This window comes from Halorussus sp. AFM4 (genome assembly GCF_051194995.1).
In the GTDB taxonomy this organism is placed as follows: Archaea; Halobacteriota; Halobacteria; order Halobacteriales; family Haladaptataceae; genus Halorussus.
The window spans coordinates 776277-794300 of the sequence record NZ_JBNTJT010000003.1 but is presented as its reverse complement, the minus strand read 5'-3'; the positions used below and the strand labels follow the sequence as shown (position 1 = coordinate 794300).

Genomic DNA, 18024 nt, shown 5'->3' with positions numbered 1-18024 from the left:
ATCCAAGGGTGGACTCGACGCCCCAATAGTGTCGTGGTGAATTATCTCATACCCTTATACGGGCACCCGGCCGCTACTCCTCGAAGCGGCCGAGCCGGAACATGTCGTCGATGGGATGGTCGGTGTCGCCGTCGGCGGCCAGGTCGGCCAGGATCTCGCCGACCACGCTGGCGAACTTGAACCCGTGGCCGGAGAACCCCGCCCCGACCGCGACCTGCGGGTGGTCGGGGAGCGTGTCGAGGATGAAGTGCTCGTCGGGCGAGTTGGTGAACATGCAGGTCGCCAGCCGCATCGTCGGGCCGGCGCCCGCCGGGAAGTACTTCTTGGCGAAGTCCCGGAGGAGGCGCTCGTCGTCGTGACCGGGTTCGCGGTCCCAGTCGTCGGGGTCGACCTGCTCGTCGAGGTGGTGGTACTTGCCGAGCTTCATCCCCGGCACGTCGTACACGGGCAGGCCGTAGAACCGCCCCTCGGGGACGCTGAGGTTCCAGACCGGGAAGCGCTCGGGCCGGAACGCGTCGGGCGTCTCGGGCTGGAACCACCCGAGCACCTGGCGTTCGGGGACCGCGAGTCCGTCCAGCGCGTCGGTCAGCTTGTAGTTCCACGCGCCCGCGGCGAGGACGAGGCCGTCGGCCGCGTAGGTCCCCTTGTCGGTCCAGACGCGGACGCCGCCGTCGGGGGTCTCGGCCCAGTCGGACACCCCCTCGCGGGCGCGTATCGTCGCCCCCTCCTCCTGGGCGGCCTGCGTGTGGGCGATGATGGCCTGCTCGGGGACGACGAACCCGCCGTCGGGCTGGTAGACCGCCCGGTAGTCCGCGGGCAGCTCGTACCCCTCGAAGCGCTCGTTGCACTCCGCCCCGGTGAGCACCTCGTGGGGGATGTCGTGCTCCTCGCAGGAGCGCTTCGAACCCTCGAAGACGATGTTGTCGGCCGGCCCCGCGTCGATGGAACCGGTCCGGTGGATGACCTCGCGGCCCGACCGCTCGGCCAACTCGTCCCAGAGGTCGTAGGCCCGCTCGATGAGCGGGATGTACGAGGGGTGTTCGTAGTACGCCCGCCGGATGATGCGGGTGATGCCGTGCGAGGAGCCCATCGCGTGGGGGACGTCGTAGCGCTCCAGTCCCAGCACGTCGAGTCCCCGTCGCGCGAGGTGGTACGCCGTCGCGCTCCCCATCCCGCCGACACCCGCGACGATGACGTCGCGCCTCGTCTCGCGGTCGCTCATACCTCCGGCCGGCTTCGACCGGTCGGTTCTTGAGCGTTTGCATGCACCACGACACCCGTTTAAGTGACCTTCTGAGGTCCTTTGGAGATGACGGAAGGTGGCTGAGACGGACGTGGTGTGATTTGTCGATGTGTTCCCTACCAGAAGCTAGGTGACTTGACGGTCTCCGTGCTGAATACAGAGGATGTCCTCGCAACTATCGCTGCGTCTAGTTCGCGTCTGGGTGGCCAGAAGTAACTCCGTGTGATCGAAAGCTGGCCGATGAGACCCGACCAGTCGTCCGGTACACGCCATCAAATGCGTTCTACCCCGTCTGTTCAAATTACGCTCCTATCGCAGCGGTGTGTACATAAGAACCAGTTATTATGAGGACGAGGTTACTTGGGGGGCGACGCGAGATTCTCACCGATGGAATTCGCCGAAATGGATTCGGCCGTTCTGTTCGGCTTGCTTACGATGATGACGTGGGGAATCTGGATCATCTTGGCCAACGCTGCGTCGGAATCCATCGACCCCAGGACTGCAGCTGCCATCTCGTATCTCACAGCGGGGCTCCTCGCGCTCGGATTTATCGTCGTTTCAGACGCATCGGTCGCCGTTACTGCGAGGGGATGGGTACTTGCCGGCGCGGCCGGACTGTTCGCCGGAATCGGCCTCATCTCGATGTACGTCGGGTTCGCTCAGGGGTCAACCACGGTCGTCTCGACTCTGGGTGCCATGTACTTCGTCGTCGCAGCCGTCATCGGTATGATCGTCCTCGGAGACGAGGTTACGATGACCAAGCTGGCCGGTATCGCGTTTGCAGTTATTGGCGTCGTCCTGGTTGCTCGATAGATCTCACCTGCACGGTAATCGGAAGAAGTGCTGCGGGAGAGGAACGAACTAAAGCACGTCTTCAACCTGGGAGAGAGGGCCAATTCCCCACGAATTAGTGTTTTCAGTTATTACGTAGGTGTGCTTCGTTGGCGTTCCGAAGTCGCTCTTTCTCACGATTTAGCTGTCTTCTCTCCTCGAAAGTCGGTGCTGAATGTGCGCCCTGTATTCAGCACACCGTTTCTGCAGGCCGCACGTCAAATCACCAGTGGCAGCGATAAACCCCCCTGCGTGGTACACGTCGATCCGTCTGTGAACGTCGACCCGCGTTCGTAACGGACCGTGAAGGGGCACTTATACGCCCGAAATATCTGCGACCACCACTTATGCGTGTTGCACGTTAGTCAGACTCATATGACCCGGTGGAACAACGGCACCGACGAGGTCGAGGCGGTCAGCGCGGACATCACCGAAGAGACCAACGCACTGCCGGCCCGGTACTTCACGGAGCCGGACGTGTGGGAGATGGAGAAGGAGAAGGTGTTCGGCAGCTACTGGATCTACGCCGGCCACGCCAACTGCATCCCGGAGGCGGGCGACTACTTCACCCGCACCGTCGGCGACAGACAGGTCATCGTCACCCGCGGCGCCGACGGCGACGTGCGGGCGTTCTACAACGTCTGCGCCCATCGGGGTTCGAAGATGGTCGATGATACCCCGATGACCGACCCGGCGAACGCGAGCCGGATCCAGTGTCCCTACCACCTCTGGACGTACGACCTCGACGGGGACCTGGCCAGCACGCCGAAGAGCTTCGAGCACGCCGGGCTGAACCCGGACCTCGACGACGAGGAGGTCGCCGGACTCGACCCCGAGGAGAACGGGCTGATGGAGGTCCACACCGACCGCGTCGGGCCGTTCGTCTTCGTCAATCTGGACGACGACCCCCGGCTCTCGCTGGACGAGCAGCTCGGGAAGATGCGGCCGGAACTCGAGGACCTCCCGCTCGAGGAGTACCACCTCGCCCGGCGCATCGTCAGCGAGGTCGAGTGCAACTGGAAGACATTCGGCGGGAACTACTCGGAGTGCGACCACTGCCAGGCGAACCACCAGGACTGGATCGAGGGCATCCAGCTCGACGAGTCCGAGCTCGAGGTCAACGACTACCACTGGGTGCTCCACTACACCCACGAGGAGGACGTCGAAGACGACCTGCGCATCCACGAGGAGCACGAGGCCAAGTTCTACTACCTCTGGCCGAACTTCACCGTCAACATGTACGGCACCGCCGACGGCTACGGCACCTACATCATCAAGCCCGTCGACGAGGGCCGCATCCAGCTCGTCGCCGACTACTACTTCCGGGACCCGGAGATGAGCGAGGAGGAGGAGGAGTTCGTCCGCACGAGCCGCCAGCTCCAGGAGGAGGACTTCGAGCTCGTCGAACGCCAGTTCGAGGGCCTCCAGAACGACGCCCTCGCCCAGGCCCAGCTCGGCCCGAACGAGCACACGCTGCACAAGTTCCACCGCCTCGCCCAGGAGGCGTACAACGCGTAGCGCTCCGGCGGACTCCGCGACCACCTCGTCCGTCCCGCGGCCGAACACGACCCAGCGATACACGATCCACGACACATGAGCCGACAGACACGACCGAAGTTCGCCGCTACCTGCCGCGCCTGCGCGGAGGAGTGCGCGACCGACGACCCCAACGAGATAGTCGAGTTCTACCGGCGCCACCACAGCCTGACGGGCCACGACGTCGAGTGGGAGCGCGCCGACCTGCCGGTCCTCGAGCGGGTTCCGCTCGACGCCGACCTGCAGTCGGTCGTCGAGGCGCTCGACGAGCACTACGAGAACGGCGTTCCGCTCGGCGTCGTCACCGCCGCGGCGAGCAGACGCGGGGCGACCGTCGGCGAGACGCTCGAGGAGGTGCGCGAGGTCCGGCTGACGGGGCGGTTCTGGGAGCCGAGCGACGACCGGATCAGCGCGTACTGACCGGCGCCGACCGCCCTCACTCCTCCAGGAGCGAGGTCCTGACGAGCTCGGCCGTTCCCCGCCGGATGCGGCCGCCGACGGCGGTCGGCGAGATGTCGAGCACCTCCGCCAGCTCCTCCAGCGAGACGTCGCGCGGTTCCTCGAAGTACCCCTCGCGGTACGCGGTCACGAGCGCGTCTCGCTGGGCGTCGGTCAGCGACGTCGACTTCCGGCTGGTCCACTCCTCCTGGCGGAACATCTGCTGGAGCTCGAACGTGATGTCCTCCGCCTCGCAGAACTCCCAGATGTCGGACAGCTCCTCGCGGCCGGGGAGCTGGAGCCGGACGGTCCAGCCGGTCTCGTCGGAGTTCGCCTCGAGCATCAGTCCGCCGACCTCGACGGTCCTGGGGGAGAGGAGCTTCGTCTCCTCGGGGTGGCGAATCCGGTAGACGCGCGTCGAGTCCGACCGGGAGACGCGCGTCCACGACCTGACCGTGTGGTCCTCGTCGAGGGCGCGCTCGAACTCCTCGTCGGCCCCCTCGACCAGGAAGAAGAACATCCCCGTCTCGGGGTCCGTCGCGGACTGGGGGATGACCTGGATGTCCACGTCGCGCCGCCGGGAGATCGTTGGCATCAGCGCCAGGTCCGGGTGCGCGATGTGCGCGATGGCGATCAGACTCACGTGCCGTTCCCCCCTGGTCCGGCCGCTGTTGCCGCCCGAGTCCGTCGAACTCCGCGTCGTCCCGTGGCCACGTCTTCTCGACGGGGATCGCCGGCGACGGGACGATTTCCTTGCATGGTGTGGTAGTCACTGACGGGAACTGGCGTGTTAACTATTGTCTTGAGACGGCCGACAGGTGACGGGGAGTCCCGGACGGCCGGACCATCGCGGTCCGACGCGGGCGACGCAGTGTCTCCCGTGTGTCCGAACTACCGGCAGCGAGCGTGATCGTCTCCATCGGGGATCGCACGCGCCGCGAACTGGGTCGAGGTCACCCGCTTCGAGCGAAGGTTTATACTTCGGATTTCGCTAGCAAGGGGTGATGGAGTCCCCGTTCGACGTGTTACTCATCGACGCCGACGCCGACGACGAGGAGGTCGAGCAGGCGTACCGGGAGCGGGTGAAGGAGGCCCACCCGGACCAGGGCGGGTCGGTCGAGGAGTTCCAGGCCGTCAGGGCCGCCTACAAGAGGATCCAGGCGGGCTACGAGGAGAACGGCGCCGCGGCCGGCGACGACGTCGACCCCCAGGCCGCCGACCGGACCCGGGCCGCCGACCGGGGCAACGCCGGCGACGACCGGGACGACGCCGGCGACGCTGCCGCCGAGCCCCGCGACCGACGGGTCTCCTCGCAGGTCACGTACCTCAACTACGACGTGCTCGCGGACTTCGGGTGGGAGACCGACGACCGCGACCTCTTCGAGAAGGCGGCCGCCGCGGACCTCGACGAGGAGGACTTCGGGCAGTTCCGGGTCCAGCCCGGCGAGTCGCTGCTGGAGGCCGCCGAGGACCGCGGCTACGCCTGGCCGTTCGCCTGCCGCGGCGGGGCGTGTGCCAACTGCGCCGTCCTGCTGCGCGACGGGGAGCTGTCGATGCCCGCGAGCCACGTGCTCTCGGAGGAGCTGATGGAGCAGGGCATCCGGCTGTCGTGCAACGGGATGCCGATCACCGACGAGCTGGAGATCGTCTTCAACGTGAAACACATGCCCGAACTCGACGACCTCCTGCTGCCGCCCCGGCCGTTCGAGCAGGCGTACTCCGACGACTGACCCGGGCGTGGTTCGTCACCGGACGCGGGCTCGGGCGCGACCGGTCGGCCGTCCTCTCCGAAGTCGAACAAATTAACTACCGCCTCTGTGAAGCGCTCGCTCATGAAGGCAGGGGTACTCGGCATCGTGCGGGACGACTTCGAGGTCGTCGACTCGTTCTCCGACACCGTCGAGCGCGACGGCAGGGAGCTGGAACGCGTGCTCGACGTCCGGCGGGTGTTCTCGCTGCCCTCCGGCGAGATCGCGTTCGAGGGCCGGGCGGCGGTCGAGCGCGTGGTCGAGCGGACGACCACCGAACTCGACTTCGGCGAGGTCCGGATCGAGGAGGCGCCGGGCACCGAGACCCGCGTCACCGACCTCGTCGGCGTCCCCGGCGAGTTCGTGGTCGCGGGCAGCGGGCGGGGCACCTTCGCGTTCGACCTGGTGAGCCACGACACCGCCGCCGACATCGAGCGCGCCAGCCTCGACCTCGACGCCTTCCTCGACGCCCAGGCCGACGCCGAACCGTGGCGTGCCGGCTTCTACGACGGCGCCGGCAACTGCGAGAACGGCGTGGTCCACGGCGCGGACCTGCTGGACGACGACCGGCTCGCGGCCGTCCTCGACGGCGCGACCCTCAACCAGCTCGGGCTCGACTGCTCGTACGGCGACCGGTCGCTCAAGATGACCGCGGCCGAGAGCGGCTACGTCGAGGTGTACCGCCCGAGCGACTTCGACACCGCCGACTTCCTCCAGTACCTCCTCGACGAGGTCGTCCCGCACGCCGAGTGACGCGGGCGGTTTCTCCGCTACCTTCGGGACACATATTACGCCCGGAGTCGCTGTTCCGCACATGTCGAGCCAGACGCTCCTCGACCTGCTGGACGGCAACCGCGACCACGTCGAATCACTGCCGGCCGACTACTTCGCCGACGTGCAGGCGGGACAGCGCCCCGAGGTCGTCTCGGTCTGCTGTTCGGACTCGCGGGTCTCCCAGGAGGGGATGTGGAGCATCTCCGAGCCGGGCCGGCTGTTCACCCCGAGCAACATCGGCAACCAGGTCTGGGACGAGTACGAGGGCGAGCGCGTCGTGAACGGCAACCTGCTCTACCCCCTCGCCCACACCGGGACCGAGACGGTGGCGGTCGTCGGCCACACCGGCTGCGGCGCGGTCACGGCGGCCTACCGCGCGGTCACCGCGGGCGAGGCCGCCGACTACCCCGGCATCGAGAAGTGGGTCCGGAGCCTCGTGCCGGTGGTCGAGGACGGCCTCGCCGACGAGGGCGTCGACGCCGACGCCGCCGACGAGGCGGTCGTGAACCAGCTCGTGGAGTACAACGTCAACCGCCAGGTCGCGTTCCTCCGGGCGGCCGACGCGCTGCCGGACTCCGCCGCGGTCCACGGTTTCGTCTACGACTTCCAGCGCGTCTACGGCGACGTCCCGGGTCGGACGTACCTGGTGAACGACGACGGCGAGACCGACCCCGAGGCCATCGCCGACCGCCTGCCCCAGGAGTACGCCGACTGCGTGGACAGTCTGCTCGACTGAGCCGCCGTCGGCGGCACCGCCAGCGGCTCGTCCGTGCCAGCCGTTCTCTCGGAAGTCTTATCCGTGGGCCGGTACTCCGTACGGTTGCAATGGCGAAAGGTACGGTCGACTTCTTCAACGACACCGGCGGTTACGGATTCATCGACACTGAGGACGCGGACGAGGACGTTTTCTTCCACATGGAGGACGTTGGCGGCCCGGACCTCGAAGAGGGACAGGAAATCGAGTTCGACATCGAGCAGGCGGACAAGGGTCCGCGGGCGACCAACGTCCAGCGGCTGTAGTTCGGTCGGACTTCTCAACGACAAGTTTCTTCCATTTATCGCGCGGGTAGCGACTGCCCCGTAGCGTCGGGTGTCGCGGAACCGACTCCGACGGCGACGCAGCACTGATAGCTCCGCTTACATTTATGTGCGGTGGCGCACGAGAGTCCGCCATGGAGTTCGACATCCGCAAGCGGCCGAGCAGCGCGATCCTGGAAGTCACCCTCGACGACGGCGAGCGGATCGACGCCGACCCCGGCGCGATGGTGAGCCGGACCGACGCGATCGAGACCGACACCGAGGTCGCGGGCGGCGAGGGCGTGACCGGGATGCTCTCGCGGGCCATCTCCGACGAGCGCGAGATGACCGCCAACGCCTTCCGGGCGACCGCCGACGGCGCGCAGGTGCTGCTCGCGCCCGACGCGCCCGGCGACGTCACGCCCATCGACCTGGCCGAGACCGGTCGCATCAAGGTCCAGTCGGGGTCGACGCTCGCCTGGACGCCGGACGTCGAGAAGTCGACCGCGGCCAACGAGGCCGGCAACTTCTTCTCGTCGGGCGAGCTGACCGTGCTCGCGATGGAAGGAGAGGGCACAGCCTTCCTCTCGGCCTACGGCGCGGTGGTCTCCCGGGAGGTCGCCTCGGGAGAGCCGCTCGTGGTCGACGAGGACCACCTGGTCGCGTGGACCGACGGCCTCGACGTCTCCCGGGAGCGCGACGGCTCGATCAAGTCGACGCTGCTCGGCGGCGAGGGGTTCGTGACCCGGTTCACCGGCGACGGCACCGTCTGGCTCCAGACCCGCGACCCCCTCGTGTTCCGGCAGTCGGCCGGCGGGAACTGAGGCCGACTCGACGCGAGGCCGAACGGCTACTCGTCGAGGCGCTTCAGCTCCTCGTCGGAGAGCTCGACCGCCGAGGCCGCGACGTTCTGCTCGAGGTGGTCGACGCTGGAGGTGCCCGGGATCGGGATGGTGACCGGCGAGTGGTCGAGCAGCCACGCCAGCGCGACCTGCCGGGGCGTGGCGTCGTGATCCTCGGCGACGTCCTCCAGGACCGACCGCTTCTCGCCGAGGTCGCCCCCGCCGATGGGGAAGTAGGCGATGAACCCGATGTCCGCGTCCTCGCAGGCCGCCAGCACGTCCTCGTGCTCGCGGTTACCGACGTTGTACTCGTTCTGGACCGTCGCCACGTCCACCACGTCGCGGGCCGCCTCGAGCTGCTCGACCGAGACGTTGCTCAGGCCGACGTGGTCGACCAGCCCGTCGTCCTTGAGCTCGCCGAACGCCTGGACCGCCTCCTCGAACGAGGCGTCGACGTCCGTGTTGTGGAGCTGGTAGAGGTCGATGCTGTCGACGCCGAGCCGGTCGATGCTGGTCAGCACCTGGTTCCGGAAGTAGTCGGGGCCGCCGTGGGGGATCCAGTCGCCCGACCGGTTCCGGAGGAAGCCGGCCTTCGTCGCGACGACCGCGTCGTCGGGGTCCAGCGCCTCCCCGATGATGCGCTCGCTGACCCCCGGCCCGTAGGAGTCGGCGGTGTCGACGAAGTCGACGTCCATCTCGACCGCCCGCCGGAGGACCTCGCGGGCCTCCGCCTCGTCGTCGGGCGGGCCGATGATGTCCTCGCCGGTCAGCCGCATCGCGCCGTACGCGAGCCGGTGGACGGTGAGTTCGCCGCCGATGTCGAACGTGTCGCTGCGGTTCTCGGTGACCTCGACCATACCGTTCCTGCGGGCGTGGTTTCATTAGGAGTTCTGGTAGGCCGCGGTCTTGCGGGGAGCGACCGGGGCGACGCTTTTGGTGGTCGCGGTCGAACTCCGTCCCGGATGAGCGACGCCACGGCGAGACTCGACCCGTCGGCCGAGGCCGAAGCGTTCGGGTACCCCAGGTCGGCCGTCGCGGCCGACCTCGCGACCATCGCGGCGGTCGGGGTCGCGCTCGTCGGGGTCCAGGTGCTGCTGCCCGCGGCGGTCCGCGACGGCCTCGCGTTCGACCACGCCGCCTTCGACCTCCACACCCTGCTCACGGCGGCGTACGTCCACGCCGACGCGGGCCACCTGCTCAGCAACCTCGGCGGCTACGTGTCGCTGTCGGTGGTCACCTACCTGGTCTGTCTCCACGCCGACCGGCGGGCGTGGTTCCGCCGGACCTTCCCCGCGTTCCTGGTGGTGCTGCCGGTCGCGGTCAACCTCACGAGCTACGTCCTGCTCGAAGCGCGGTTCCCCGCCACCGCGCCGGTCTCGCGCGGGTTCTCCGGCGTGGTCGCGGGGTTCGGCGGCTTCCTGCTGGTCGCGGTGGCCGTCCACCTCCGGCGGACCTACTCCCGGGAGACCGTCTTCTTCGTCGGCCAGTTCGCCGTCCTGCTGCTGTTCGGGGAACTGCTCTGGATCTACGCCGCCCGCGTCACGGTCCTCGAGGGCGCGGCCGTCACCGGCGGGCTGGCGCTGGCGGTGTCGGGCATCGTCTCGCGGACCCGCGGCCGGACGTACGGCGACGCCCACTTCCGGCAGGTCGGCCTGGACCTGCTGTACGTCGGCCTCGTGCTCGCGCTGCTCGTCTGGCTGGTGTACGGGCTCTTCCCGGCCGACCCGGTCGCCCACGGAACGTTCACCAACGTCTTCGCCCACGGCGCCGGGTTCGTCGAGGGCGGCGTCCTGGCGGCGCTCACGCTCGTCGCGTTCCGGCCGTGAGCGGGCGGCAGGGTGGGTTCGTCCGCGACCGAGCGGCAGTGCGGCCCGACGTCGAGCGACGGAATTCCGACCTCCTCCGAGCAACAGGTTTGAATACGCGCGTCGCCTACCCGTAGTCACGATGATGGCGACGACCCACGCCCTGTTCGGGATGGCGCTCGGAGCGGTGGCGCTGGTCGTCGCCCCCGAGTACGCCGCGGTGGCGATCGCGGCCGGCGGGGTCGGCGGCCTGTTCCCCGACCTCGACCTCGCGGGCGACCACCGCAGGGACCTCCACTTCCCGGTGTACTACTCGCTGCTCGCGGTCGGGGCGCTCGCGCTGGCGGTGCTCGCGCCGACCGCGGCCACCGTCGCCGCGGCGGCGTTCCTCGCGTCGGCGGCGCTCCACTCCGCCGGCGACGCGCTCGGCGGCGGCCTCGAACTCCGGCCGTGGGAGGCCACCTCCGAGGAGGCCGTCTACGACCACTTCAACGGTCGGTGGCTTCGTCCGCGCCGGTTGATCCGGTACGACGGCGCGCCGGAGGACCTGCTGGCGGCCGCCGCGTTCGCGGTGCCCGGCGCGCTCTACCCCGACCCGCTCCAGCAAGCGGTGCTCGCGCTGCTCGGAACGTCGGTCGTCTACGCCCTCCTCCGGAAGCGCCTGGTCGACGTCGGCGAGCGACTGGCCGACCGGCTCCCGGCCGGCCTGGCGGCGCTCGCGACGGAGGACTGACGCGGCCGCGACCGGCGCCGCCGGGACCGACGCCACCGCCGGGACCGACGTCGCTATCCGGTCCGGCATCCCCCGGGCCGTGCCAGGCGTTCCCGGGGGTCTCGGCCCCGGACGCCGCGGAATCGCCCTACCGCGCATCGAAGGGTTTATCCGCCGCCTGACCCTCAGACTCCAGTAATAACTATGTCGGACAAACCCGCCTCGATGTACCGGGAGATCAGCAAGCCGGCGTACACCCGACGCGAGTACATCACCGGCATCCCCGGTTCCAAGATCGCACAGCACGAGATGGGCAACCTCGAGAGCGACCAGGACGACTACCCCGTCCAGATCAGCCTGGTCACCGAGGAGGAGTGCCAGCTCCGCCACGGCGCGCTCGAGGCCTCCCGCCTGTCGGCCAACCGCCACCTGCTGAAGGAGCTCGGCCAGGAGAACTACAAGATGATCCTCCGGAAGTTCCCCCACCACGTCATCCGGGAGAACAAGCAGGCGACCGGCGCGGGCGCGGACCGCGTCTCCGACGGGATGCGCCAGGCGTTCGGCAAGGTCGTCGGCACGGCCGCCCGCATCCCGCGCAACGACCGCATCTTCACCGCGTGGTGCCAGCCCGAGGACGCGCCCGTCGTGAAGGACGCGCTCCGGCGCGCCTACAACAAGATCTCGCCGCCCTGCCGCATCAAGGTCGAGAAGGGCGAGAAGCTGCTGGTCGCGTAGACCGGACTCCCGATTTCTTCCGTTCCCTCACCGGCTCCGAGCCGCCGGTCCGTCCGAGAGTCGCCCGGTACACCGGACGTCGCCCGACCAGCTGTCGCCGGGTTCGAACGAACCTGTCCGGCGTTCCGGGCGGGTGCGCTGGACGGTGACGAGCCCCACGAGCTACTCTCCTTCCGTACGCACGTCGCGCCGGGCGCGTTCGTCATCACGCTCTGCAGCCCCTTCTCGGCGTTCCGGCGCGACGTGTACCCCTCGCCGCTCGTCGCGATGATGTTGCCGTTCCGGTGGACGAGCCGCCAGCGCCACTCGTCGGCCCTGTCGCGGTACACCTCGAACCGCCCCAGCGACGCCCGCGGCGCCTCGCCCGGGTCCAGCGACTCCGTCACCGGTGCCAGCTCCGACCCTCGCTCGGTCTCGTCTCCGGGTTCCGGCTCCGCTTCTCCTGCTTTCCATTCGAGTTCGATCTCGACCTCCGTCGACTCGGACCCGTCGTCGCCCGCCTCGCGCTCGACTTCGACGGCGACCGACAGCTCCGACGGCACCGCGACCGTCGTCGTCTCGCCGTCGCGCTCGAAGGTCAGCTGCGACGTCTCTCCCAGGCAGTCGCCGAGGTGGTGGAACAGCGTCGCGACGTCGGCGGCGGTCTTCGTCGACTCGGACTCGAAGGCGATTTCCTCTGTCATGGTTCTCTCAGTGGGTTCGGAAGCGAAGCGACGACTGCAAGGACCATGAAGGTGATGTCGGGCTACCCGGGAGGCGGAGTGACCGTTTTACGTCTGGACGTCCATCCGTGGGTCGGGTACACCGCCGATGAGTGTCCTGACGGAACTGATCATCCCGGCGAGCGAGTTCGTCCTGGCGGACACGCTGACCGCTGCGCCCGACATGCGCATCGAGATAAAGCGCGTCGTGGCGAGCGTCGAACGCGTCACACCGTACTTCTGGGCCGTCGGCGGCGATTTCGGCGTCTTCGAACAGGCGCTTCGCGACGATCCGACGATACAGGACGTGCTCACCCTCGAGGACCAGCAGAACGACGAGCGGTTCTACCGCGTGACCTGGCAAACGACCGAACCCAACCTCATCACCGCCATCTCGGAGAGCGAGGGCGCGGTTCTGGAGGCCGTAAGTAGCGGTAGCGAAGAGTGGGAGCTCAAAGTGCTGTTCCCGACGCGAGAGACGCTCTCGGCGTTCCACGATTACTGTCTCGAACACGGCTTCCAGTTCGAACTCGAACGGGTATACCGTCCGGAGAACCCGCAGGAGAAGGGGGAGTACGGCGTCACTGACGAACAGCAGGAGGCGCTGGAGGCGGCCTATCGCGCGGGGTACTTCAAGGTGCCGCGGGACGTCTCGCTCACAGAGCTCGCTGACGACCTCGACATCTCGCGAAACGCCCTCTCGGCCCGTCTCCGGCGGGGCCAGCACAACCTCCTCGCGAACACGCTGATCCACGAGGACTGACCCGCGCGAGCGGGCCCGTCCTCACTGTCGACACCACTTAAAACGTGGTAGCACTACCACACGCCGCCTTTTGAAACGGGGTCCGTACCGTCGGTAGCTCCGCTACTGATACCATGTCCGAGCCGATACCCGAGACGAGCACTGACAGGGACCGAGCCGACGAGAACGCCACCGTCGTCTACGAACCCGACGATACCGAGCGGGTTTCGACGGCTGTCCTCACCGCGGTGGACGCCGCCTCCGAGACCGATGCCAGGAAACTGAAACCGCTGTACGAAGTCGTCGACCCGGACGCACTGGACGCGCTCTTCGCTCCTCGCGACGACGGGACACCGCGCGACGGTGACGGCCACGTGACGCTCCTGTACGGCCCGTACCGGATTCGAGTAGCGGACGACGACCGAATCGCAGTCTTCGACAGAGAGTAAGCGCGGATGAGCGGGGACGAATTTCGGTTCGGCTGCGGGTTCTGCGAGACGACCGTCAGGGCCGACACGGCCGCCGCGCTGAAGGAACGGGGAACGACGCACCTCGTAACCGACCACCGCTCCGACCTCGCGGCGGAGTTCGGTCCCACCGTCGCGGGCGAACCGTGCCGCGAGGGCTGTGGCTACGTCTTCCCCGATACCCTCGACGAAGTCGCGGGAGTCACCTGTCCCGACTGCGGCCACGATCCCGTTCCGAACTTCGCTCGTCAGTATCTGTACTGGCAGATCGAGCGCGAGTAGGTTCCCGCGGTCTGACCGGTCCCGGCGGAAGCGCTCCCGTCGCTGGAACGCCTCGACACGTCCGAAGCCGGCCCCCGTGGCCGAACGGCGATTCCCGACGCCCCGGACCTCCACCCTCCCGGAAGCCCGCTCACGGGGAATTCGGTCCGCTCTCGTCCAACGGACTGGTGACCGTCGTCCGCATCTTTTTACCCGCACGTTGCCTGGGATAGCGTATGCTGGACCTCGCGGTCGCCTACCGAGAGGAGACGTTCGAGCGCATGCGCGACCCCCTCGCCGACCGCGGCGTCGCGGTCCACCACGTCCCCTCCGACAGCCGCACCATCCCGCTGTCGGACCCGCCCTGGGGTCCCGACGAGTTCGACGCGGGCTTCGTCTACCCGTCGCGGGCGATGGAGGGCGGGGTCGTCGACGCGCTGCTCGGCGTCCCCTGGGTCAACGACCGCGAGGCGGTCCTGACGTCGCGGAACAAGGCCGGGGTCATCGCCCGCCTTGAGCGGGCCGGGCTGCCGGTGCCCGAGACCGTCGTGGTCTCGAACCCCGCCGACGAGGCGGACCTGCTCGCGGCCTTCGACCGGTTCGACCCGCCGGTCGTCGTCAAGCCCAACTCCACGACCCGCGGGGTCGGCGTGGCGAAGGTCGGCGACGCCGACTCCTACCTCGGGGTGACCGACTACCTCGACCTGGTCCACGACTACCGCGCCACCGGCGACAAGTCGTTCCTGGTCCAGGAGTTCGTCGCGGACGCGACCGACTACCGCGCGATGGTGGTCGACGGCGAGTGCGTCGGCGGCGTCGAGCGCAGGATCCCCGACGCGACCGCAACAGACGGGCCGACCCCCGGCTCCCGCCCCGACCGCTGGAAGCACAACGTCCACCGCGGCGCGGAGGCCACCGGCGTCGACCTGCCCGAGCACCTCCGTGACCTGGCCGAACGGACCGCCGACGCCCTCGGCATCGACTTCCTCGGCGTGGACATCCTCGTCTCGGGCGACCGCGCGGTGGTCAACGAGACCAACGCCCGGCCGACCATCGACGCCGAGACCAAGTACGACCCGGGGTTCTACGACCGGCTGGCGGACCTGGTTCGCAGGACCGCGGAGGAGTAAGACGGCGGGGGCGGAAGGACTGGACCCGCGCGCTACTCCCCGAACGCGAAGTACCGCTCGTAGTGGTCGGCGCAGCCCGGGTTGAACGGGGCGCCGCAGTCCGGACACTCGTGGGCGCCCTCCACGAACTCCCGGGGCGTCAGCTCCGCGCCGCAGGCGCCGCACAGCACCGCCGGCGCGTCGCTGTCGACCGGCAGGCGCTCTGGCTCGTGGTCGGTCGCGGCCTCGTGACACCGGAAGCAGGGGTAGTAGGCCTCGCAGCAGGCGAACCGCAGCGCGACCACGTCGCGGTCGGTGTCGTAGTGGGCGCACCGGGTCTCGGAATCGACGTTCTCGCCGCGGACCGCGTGGCCGTGGATCTCTCGGTCCATCTCTGTTCTGTCAGAGTCTCCTCCCCGAGTCTCCGTCTCAGGGCTCGGGCAGGTCGACTTCCTCGCCGTCTCGCGGTTCCACCGCTCGACTCACGGGAGGTCTACGACCTCCCCGTCCGCGTACACCGTCGGCTCCCGGAGGATGCCGTCGAGGTGGATGGGCGCGTCGGTGTCGCCGCCGATGCCCGCGTCGTCGCCGATGGCGACGTGGACCGTCCCGGCCGCCTTCTCGTCGAGCAGGACCGAGCCGACGAGCTCCGTCACCGCGACGTTGGTCCCGACGCCGAGCTCCGCGAGGTTGTAGGCCGCGTCGCCGACCTCCTCGGCCGCCTCCTCGACCTGCTCGCGGACGTCGTCGTCGGAGATGCGGGTGACCTGGCCGTCCTCGACGTCGAACTCCAGGGTCTGGCCGTCGTCGAGCAGGCCGTGGGGCATCATCGTCCCGTCGACGACGTAGGTGCCGTTCGCGTCCTCGGGGCTGACGAACACCTCGCCCGCGGGGAGGTTCGAGAACCCGCCGGCCTCGTGGACGATACCGGTGTCGTCGAGCCACTCCCGGTCGCCGGGCTCGAAGGTGACGTCGGTGCCCTGCGGCGAGGTGACCCGGACCGCCTCGGCGTCGGCGACCTGGTCGAGCACGTCCTCGCAGTGGGCCGCGATGGCGTCGTAGTCGGCCTCCAGCCCGGTGGTGAACACCTCCTCGGTGATGCCCGGGAGGGTCGCGCCCCGGGCGCCGGCCTCGTTGGCCTTCCCGCGGGCCCTGGTGTGGCTCAGGCTCTTGGTCGTCGGCGCGAGGAACACGTCGCTGGCGGCCATCGCGGCCGCGACGGGTTCCGGTGGCTCGGCGCCGTGCTGAGTCCCCGGCGGGAACCGGACGATGGTCGCGTCGTCGGTGACCTGACTGGCGACCTCGTAGAGCGCCTCCCCGATGGGCTGGCGCTCGTCGTCGGTGACGATGCAGCACGATTCGGTCTCGCCGAGCGCGAGACACTGCTCGATGGCGGTCTCGGCCGCGTCGCGGAGGCTCATGGTCGGCAGGTCGGCCGGCGGGGGGTTAGGTCTTGTCTCTTCTCCGCGGGTAACGCAAGAGAAGGACGGAGTTCAACCGCCCGACGCGCCCTCGGCGTCCTCCCGGTCGTCCGCCGCCTCGAACGGCTTCAGCTGCTCGGCCTCCGTGAAGGCGTACTCGCCGACCAGCAGCGTGCTCGTCATGCTCGTCAGGCCGCCCGCCGCGAACAGCATCGCCATGATGACGAACTGGTACTCGGCCGCGTAGATGGGGTTCGCGCCGGCGAGGATCATGCCCGACATCATCCCCGGGATGTAGACCAGTCCGAGGCTCTTCAGCGAGTCCACCATGGGGATGAGCGACGCCCGGACGCTCGTCGTCGTGTAATCGGAGACGACCTTCCCCGGCGGCACCCCGAGCGCGAGCACCGCCTCGATCTCCTCGCGGTTCGACCGGATCTCGCCCTTGAACCGGTCGAGCGCCAGCGAGTTGGTCTTCATCGCGTTCGCGATTATCATCCCGCCGACCGGGACGAGGTTCCGGACCGTCGGGTCGATGGCGCCCGCCGCGAGCATCGCGACGATGACCACGCCCGCACCGAACAGGATGCTGACGAACGAGACCCGCAGCACCCCCGGCACGCCCTCGCCGCGGTCCTTCGAGATCCACGCGGCGATCGCGATCATGGCCAGGACGACGCCGCCGGTCCAGACGAACGGCACCGAGAACAGGACGCCGATGAACGCGCCCATCGCGACGACCTGCACGAACCCCCTGACGAACGCCCGGCCGAGTTCGGACTCGAGGTCCAGGTTCCGGACGTACGACACCCCGAGGACCACCGCGGCGAGCGCGGACGCGACCCCGACCTGCGCGAGCCCCTTCAGGACGACCGGGTCCCGGAGCTGGTCGAGGAGACTCACGCCAGCACCTCCCGCACCGGACCGACGGTCGCGACCCGGCCGTCCTCGAAGACGGCGACCCGGTCGGCGAGCCGCCGGGCCTGCTCGCGGTCGTGGGTCACCAGCACGTAGGTCAGGTCGAACTCCGCCCGGAGGTCCGCGAGCAACTCCTCGACCCGCGCTTCGGACCCGGCGTCCAGGCTCGACGTCGGCTCGTCCAGCAGCAGCACCTCCGGGCGGTTCAGCACGCTCCGGGCGATGGCGACCCGCTGGGACTCGCCGCCGGAGAGGTCCCCGACGCTGCGGTCGCTGTACCCCGCGAGGTCGACCCGGGCGAGCAGGGTCTCGACCCGGTCGTCGTCCACCGGCTCCCCGCGCAGTCGGGGGCCGACGGTCACGTTCTCGCGGACGGTCCCCGGTCGGAGCGCGGGACGCTGGGGGACGTAGCCGACCCGCCGCCGGAGTTCGCGCGGCGGAATCTCGCGGTAGTCGGTGCCGTCGAGGGAGACCGTGCCGTCGGTCGGCTCGTCGAGTCGGTTGAGCAGTCGGAGGAACGACGACTTGCCCGCGCCCGACGGTCCGATGATCCCGAGCACCTCTCCTCCCGCGACCGACAGCGAGACCGAATCGACGACCCGGACCCCGTCGACCTCCCGGGTGAGTCGCTCGGTGGCGAGTTTCGCGGCCATCGTCCGGAGCCGACGGCGACCACGCCCGTAGCAGTTTCCCCGGGCGGTTACTCGGTGTAGAGTTAATTCCT

Annotated in this window: 23 protein-coding genes; 15 read left to right on the top strand and 8 right to left on the bottom strand. The window is 68.8% G+C overall.

The window, feature by feature from the left end; translation table 11 throughout:
- Nucleotides 1-73: 73 nt before the first annotated feature.
- The gene (gene solA, locus ACQUQF_RS17140; protein WP_435180312.1) at nucleotides 74-1222 is read right to left on the bottom strand and encodes an N-methyl-L-tryptophan oxidase; all 1149 of its coding nucleotides are present in this window, start codon (nucleotides 1220-1222) and stop codon (nucleotides 74-76) included.
- A gap of 408 nt (nucleotides 1223-1630) precedes the next feature.
- On the opposite strand from solA, the gene ACQUQF_RS17135 reads away from it, so the two are divergent.
- The 3 genes from ACQUQF_RS17135 to ACQUQF_RS17125 all read left to right on the top strand — a co-directional run bounded on the left by ACQUQF_RS17135 (nucleotide 1631) and on the right by ACQUQF_RS17125 (nucleotide 4030).
- The gene (locus tag ACQUQF_RS17135; protein ID WP_435180311.1) at nucleotides 1631-2056 is read left to right on the top strand and encodes an EamA family transporter; all 426 of its coding nucleotides are present in this window, start codon (nucleotides 1631-1633) and stop codon (nucleotides 2054-2056) included.
- A 393-nt stretch (nucleotides 2057-2449) separates the two neighbouring features.
- The gene (locus ACQUQF_RS17130; RefSeq protein WP_435180310.1) at nucleotides 2450-3592 is read left to right on the top strand and encodes an aromatic ring-hydroxylating oxygenase subunit alpha; all 1143 of its coding nucleotides are present in this window, start codon (nucleotides 2450-2452) and stop codon (nucleotides 3590-3592) included.
- Between the two features lie 75 nt (nucleotides 3593-3667).
- Complete coding sequence (locus ACQUQF_RS17125; protein WP_435180308.1) at nucleotides 3668-4030, top strand: hypothetical protein; 363 nt, start codon at nucleotides 3668-3670, stop codon at nucleotides 4028-4030.
- A gap of 16 nt (nucleotides 4031-4046) precedes the next feature.
- On the opposite strand, the gene ACQUQF_RS17120 is transcribed toward ACQUQF_RS17125, so the two are convergent.
- A complete protein-coding gene (locus tag ACQUQF_RS17120; protein ID WP_435180307.1) occupies nucleotides 4047-4691 on the bottom strand; it encodes a helix-turn-helix domain-containing protein in 645 nt (214 codons plus the stop codon).
- 361 nt (nucleotides 4692-5052) lie between these two features.
- Here ACQUQF_RS17120 and fer point away from each other — a divergent pair, with 361 nt between their 5' ends.
- The 5 genes from fer to ACQUQF_RS17095 all read left to right on the top strand — a co-directional run bounded on the left by fer (nucleotide 5053) and on the right by ACQUQF_RS17095 (nucleotide 8411).
- Complete coding sequence (fer, locus tag ACQUQF_RS17115; RefSeq protein ID WP_435180306.1) at nucleotides 5053-5778, top strand: ferredoxin Fer; 726 nt, start codon at nucleotides 5053-5055, stop codon at nucleotides 5776-5778.
- A 102-nt stretch (nucleotides 5779-5880) separates the two neighbouring features.
- Nucleotides 5881-6549 carry a hypothetical protein gene (locus ACQUQF_RS17110; protein ID WP_435180305.1) on the top strand — a complete coding sequence of 223 codons (669 nt, stop codon included), beginning with the start codon at nucleotides 5881-5883 and terminating at the stop codon, nucleotides 6547-6549.
- A gap of 61 nt (nucleotides 6550-6610) precedes the next feature.
- The gene (locus ACQUQF_RS17105; RefSeq protein ID WP_435180304.1) at nucleotides 6611-7306 is read left to right on the top strand and encodes a carbonic anhydrase; all 696 of its coding nucleotides are present in this window, start codon (nucleotides 6611-6613) and stop codon (nucleotides 7304-7306) included.
- Nucleotides 7307-7395: 89 nt separating this feature from the next.
- Complete coding sequence (locus tag ACQUQF_RS17100) at nucleotides 7396-7590, top strand: cold-shock protein (RefSeq protein ID WP_435180303.1); 195 nt, start codon at nucleotides 7396-7398, stop codon at nucleotides 7588-7590.
- A 152-nt stretch (nucleotides 7591-7742) separates the two neighbouring features.
- Nucleotides 7743-8411: a TIGR00266 family protein gene (locus ACQUQF_RS17095; RefSeq protein WP_435180302.1), complete on the top strand. Its 669-nt coding sequence runs from the start codon at nucleotides 7743-7745 to the stop codon at nucleotides 8409-8411.
- A gap of 26 nt (nucleotides 8412-8437) precedes the next feature.
- On the opposite strand, the gene ACQUQF_RS17090 is transcribed toward ACQUQF_RS17095, so the two are convergent.
- Nucleotides 8438-9286, bottom strand: coding sequence for an aldo/keto reductase (locus tag ACQUQF_RS17090; RefSeq protein ID WP_435180301.1), 849 nt, complete (start codon nucleotides 9284-9286; stop codon nucleotides 8438-8440).
- Nucleotides 9287-9391: 105 nt separating this feature from the next.
- On the opposite strand from ACQUQF_RS17090, the gene ACQUQF_RS17085 reads away from it, so the two are divergent.
- From ACQUQF_RS17085 to ACQUQF_RS17075, 3 genes are all read left to right on the top strand, one after another.
- Nucleotides 9392-10255, top strand: a complete 864-nt coding sequence (locus ACQUQF_RS17085; RefSeq protein ID WP_435180300.1) for a hypothetical protein — start codon at nucleotides 9392-9394, stop codon at nucleotides 10253-10255.
- Nucleotides 10256-10376: 121 nt separating this feature from the next.
- Complete coding sequence (locus ACQUQF_RS17080; protein WP_435180298.1) at nucleotides 10377-10967, top strand: metal-dependent hydrolase; 591 nt, start codon at nucleotides 10377-10379, stop codon at nucleotides 10965-10967.
- A gap of 183 nt (nucleotides 10968-11150) precedes the next feature.
- Nucleotides 11151-11681, top strand: a complete 531-nt coding sequence (locus ACQUQF_RS17075) for a 50S ribosomal protein L16 (protein WP_435180297.1) — start codon at nucleotides 11151-11153, stop codon at nucleotides 11679-11681.
- Here the strand turns inward: ACQUQF_RS17075 and ACQUQF_RS17070 are convergent.
- Nucleotides 11615-12364, bottom strand: coding sequence for an HVO_2922 family protein (locus ACQUQF_RS17070; protein ID WP_435180296.1), 750 nt, complete (start codon nucleotides 12362-12364; stop codon nucleotides 11615-11617). The genes ACQUQF_RS17075 and ACQUQF_RS17070 overlap by 67 nt on opposite strands.
- Nucleotides 12365-12491: 127 nt before the next feature.
- On the opposite strand from ACQUQF_RS17070, the gene ACQUQF_RS17065 reads away from it, so the two are divergent.
- The 4 genes from ACQUQF_RS17065 to ACQUQF_RS17050 all read left to right on the top strand — a co-directional run bounded on the left by ACQUQF_RS17065 (nucleotide 12492) and on the right by ACQUQF_RS17050 (nucleotide 14982).
- Nucleotides 12492-13145 carry a helix-turn-helix domain-containing protein gene (locus ACQUQF_RS17065; RefSeq protein ID WP_435180295.1) on the top strand — a complete coding sequence of 218 codons (654 nt, stop codon included), beginning with the start codon at nucleotides 12492-12494 and terminating at the stop codon, nucleotides 13143-13145.
- Nucleotides 13146-13258: 113 nt separating this feature from the next.
- On the top strand, nucleotides 13259-13573 hold the full coding sequence (locus ACQUQF_RS17060) for a HalOD1 output domain-containing protein (RefSeq protein ID WP_435180294.1): 315 nt from the start codon (nucleotides 13259-13261) through the stop codon (nucleotides 13571-13573).
- Nucleotides 13574-13579: 6 nt separating this feature from the next.
- The gene (locus ACQUQF_RS17055) at nucleotides 13580-13873 is read left to right on the top strand and encodes a hypothetical protein (RefSeq protein WP_435180293.1); all 294 of its coding nucleotides are present in this window, start codon (nucleotides 13580-13582) and stop codon (nucleotides 13871-13873) included.
- Between the two features lie 215 nt (nucleotides 13874-14088).
- Nucleotides 14089-14982, top strand: coding sequence for an ATP-grasp domain-containing protein (locus ACQUQF_RS17050; RefSeq protein WP_435180292.1), 894 nt, complete (start codon nucleotides 14089-14091; stop codon nucleotides 14980-14982).
- Between the two features lie 32 nt (nucleotides 14983-15014).
- On the opposite strand, the gene ACQUQF_RS17045 is transcribed toward ACQUQF_RS17050, so the two are convergent.
- The 4 genes from ACQUQF_RS17045 to ACQUQF_RS17030 all read right to left on the bottom strand — a co-directional run bounded on the left by ACQUQF_RS17045 (nucleotide 15015) and on the right by ACQUQF_RS17030 (nucleotide 17953).
- On the bottom strand, nucleotides 15015-15353 hold the full coding sequence (locus ACQUQF_RS17045) for a CHY zinc finger protein (protein WP_435180291.1): 339 nt from the start codon (nucleotides 15351-15353) through the stop codon (nucleotides 15015-15017).
- A gap of 90 nt (nucleotides 15354-15443) precedes the next feature.
- The gene (locus ACQUQF_RS17040; RefSeq protein ID WP_435180290.1) at nucleotides 15444-16382 is read right to left on the bottom strand and encodes an aminopeptidase; all 939 of its coding nucleotides are present in this window, start codon (nucleotides 16380-16382) and stop codon (nucleotides 15444-15446) included.
- Between the two features lie 72 nt (nucleotides 16383-16454).
- The gene (locus ACQUQF_RS17035) at nucleotides 16455-17285 is read right to left on the bottom strand and encodes an ABC transporter permease (protein ID WP_435180289.1); all 831 of its coding nucleotides are present in this window, start codon (nucleotides 17283-17285) and stop codon (nucleotides 16455-16457) included.
- Complete coding sequence (locus tag ACQUQF_RS17030) at nucleotides 17282-17953, bottom strand: ABC transporter ATP-binding protein (RefSeq protein ID WP_435180288.1); 672 nt, start codon at nucleotides 17951-17953, stop codon at nucleotides 17282-17284. Before ACQUQF_RS17030 ends, ACQUQF_RS17035 begins: the two co-directional genes overlap by 4 nt.
- Nucleotides 17954-18024 lie beyond the last annotated feature (71 nt).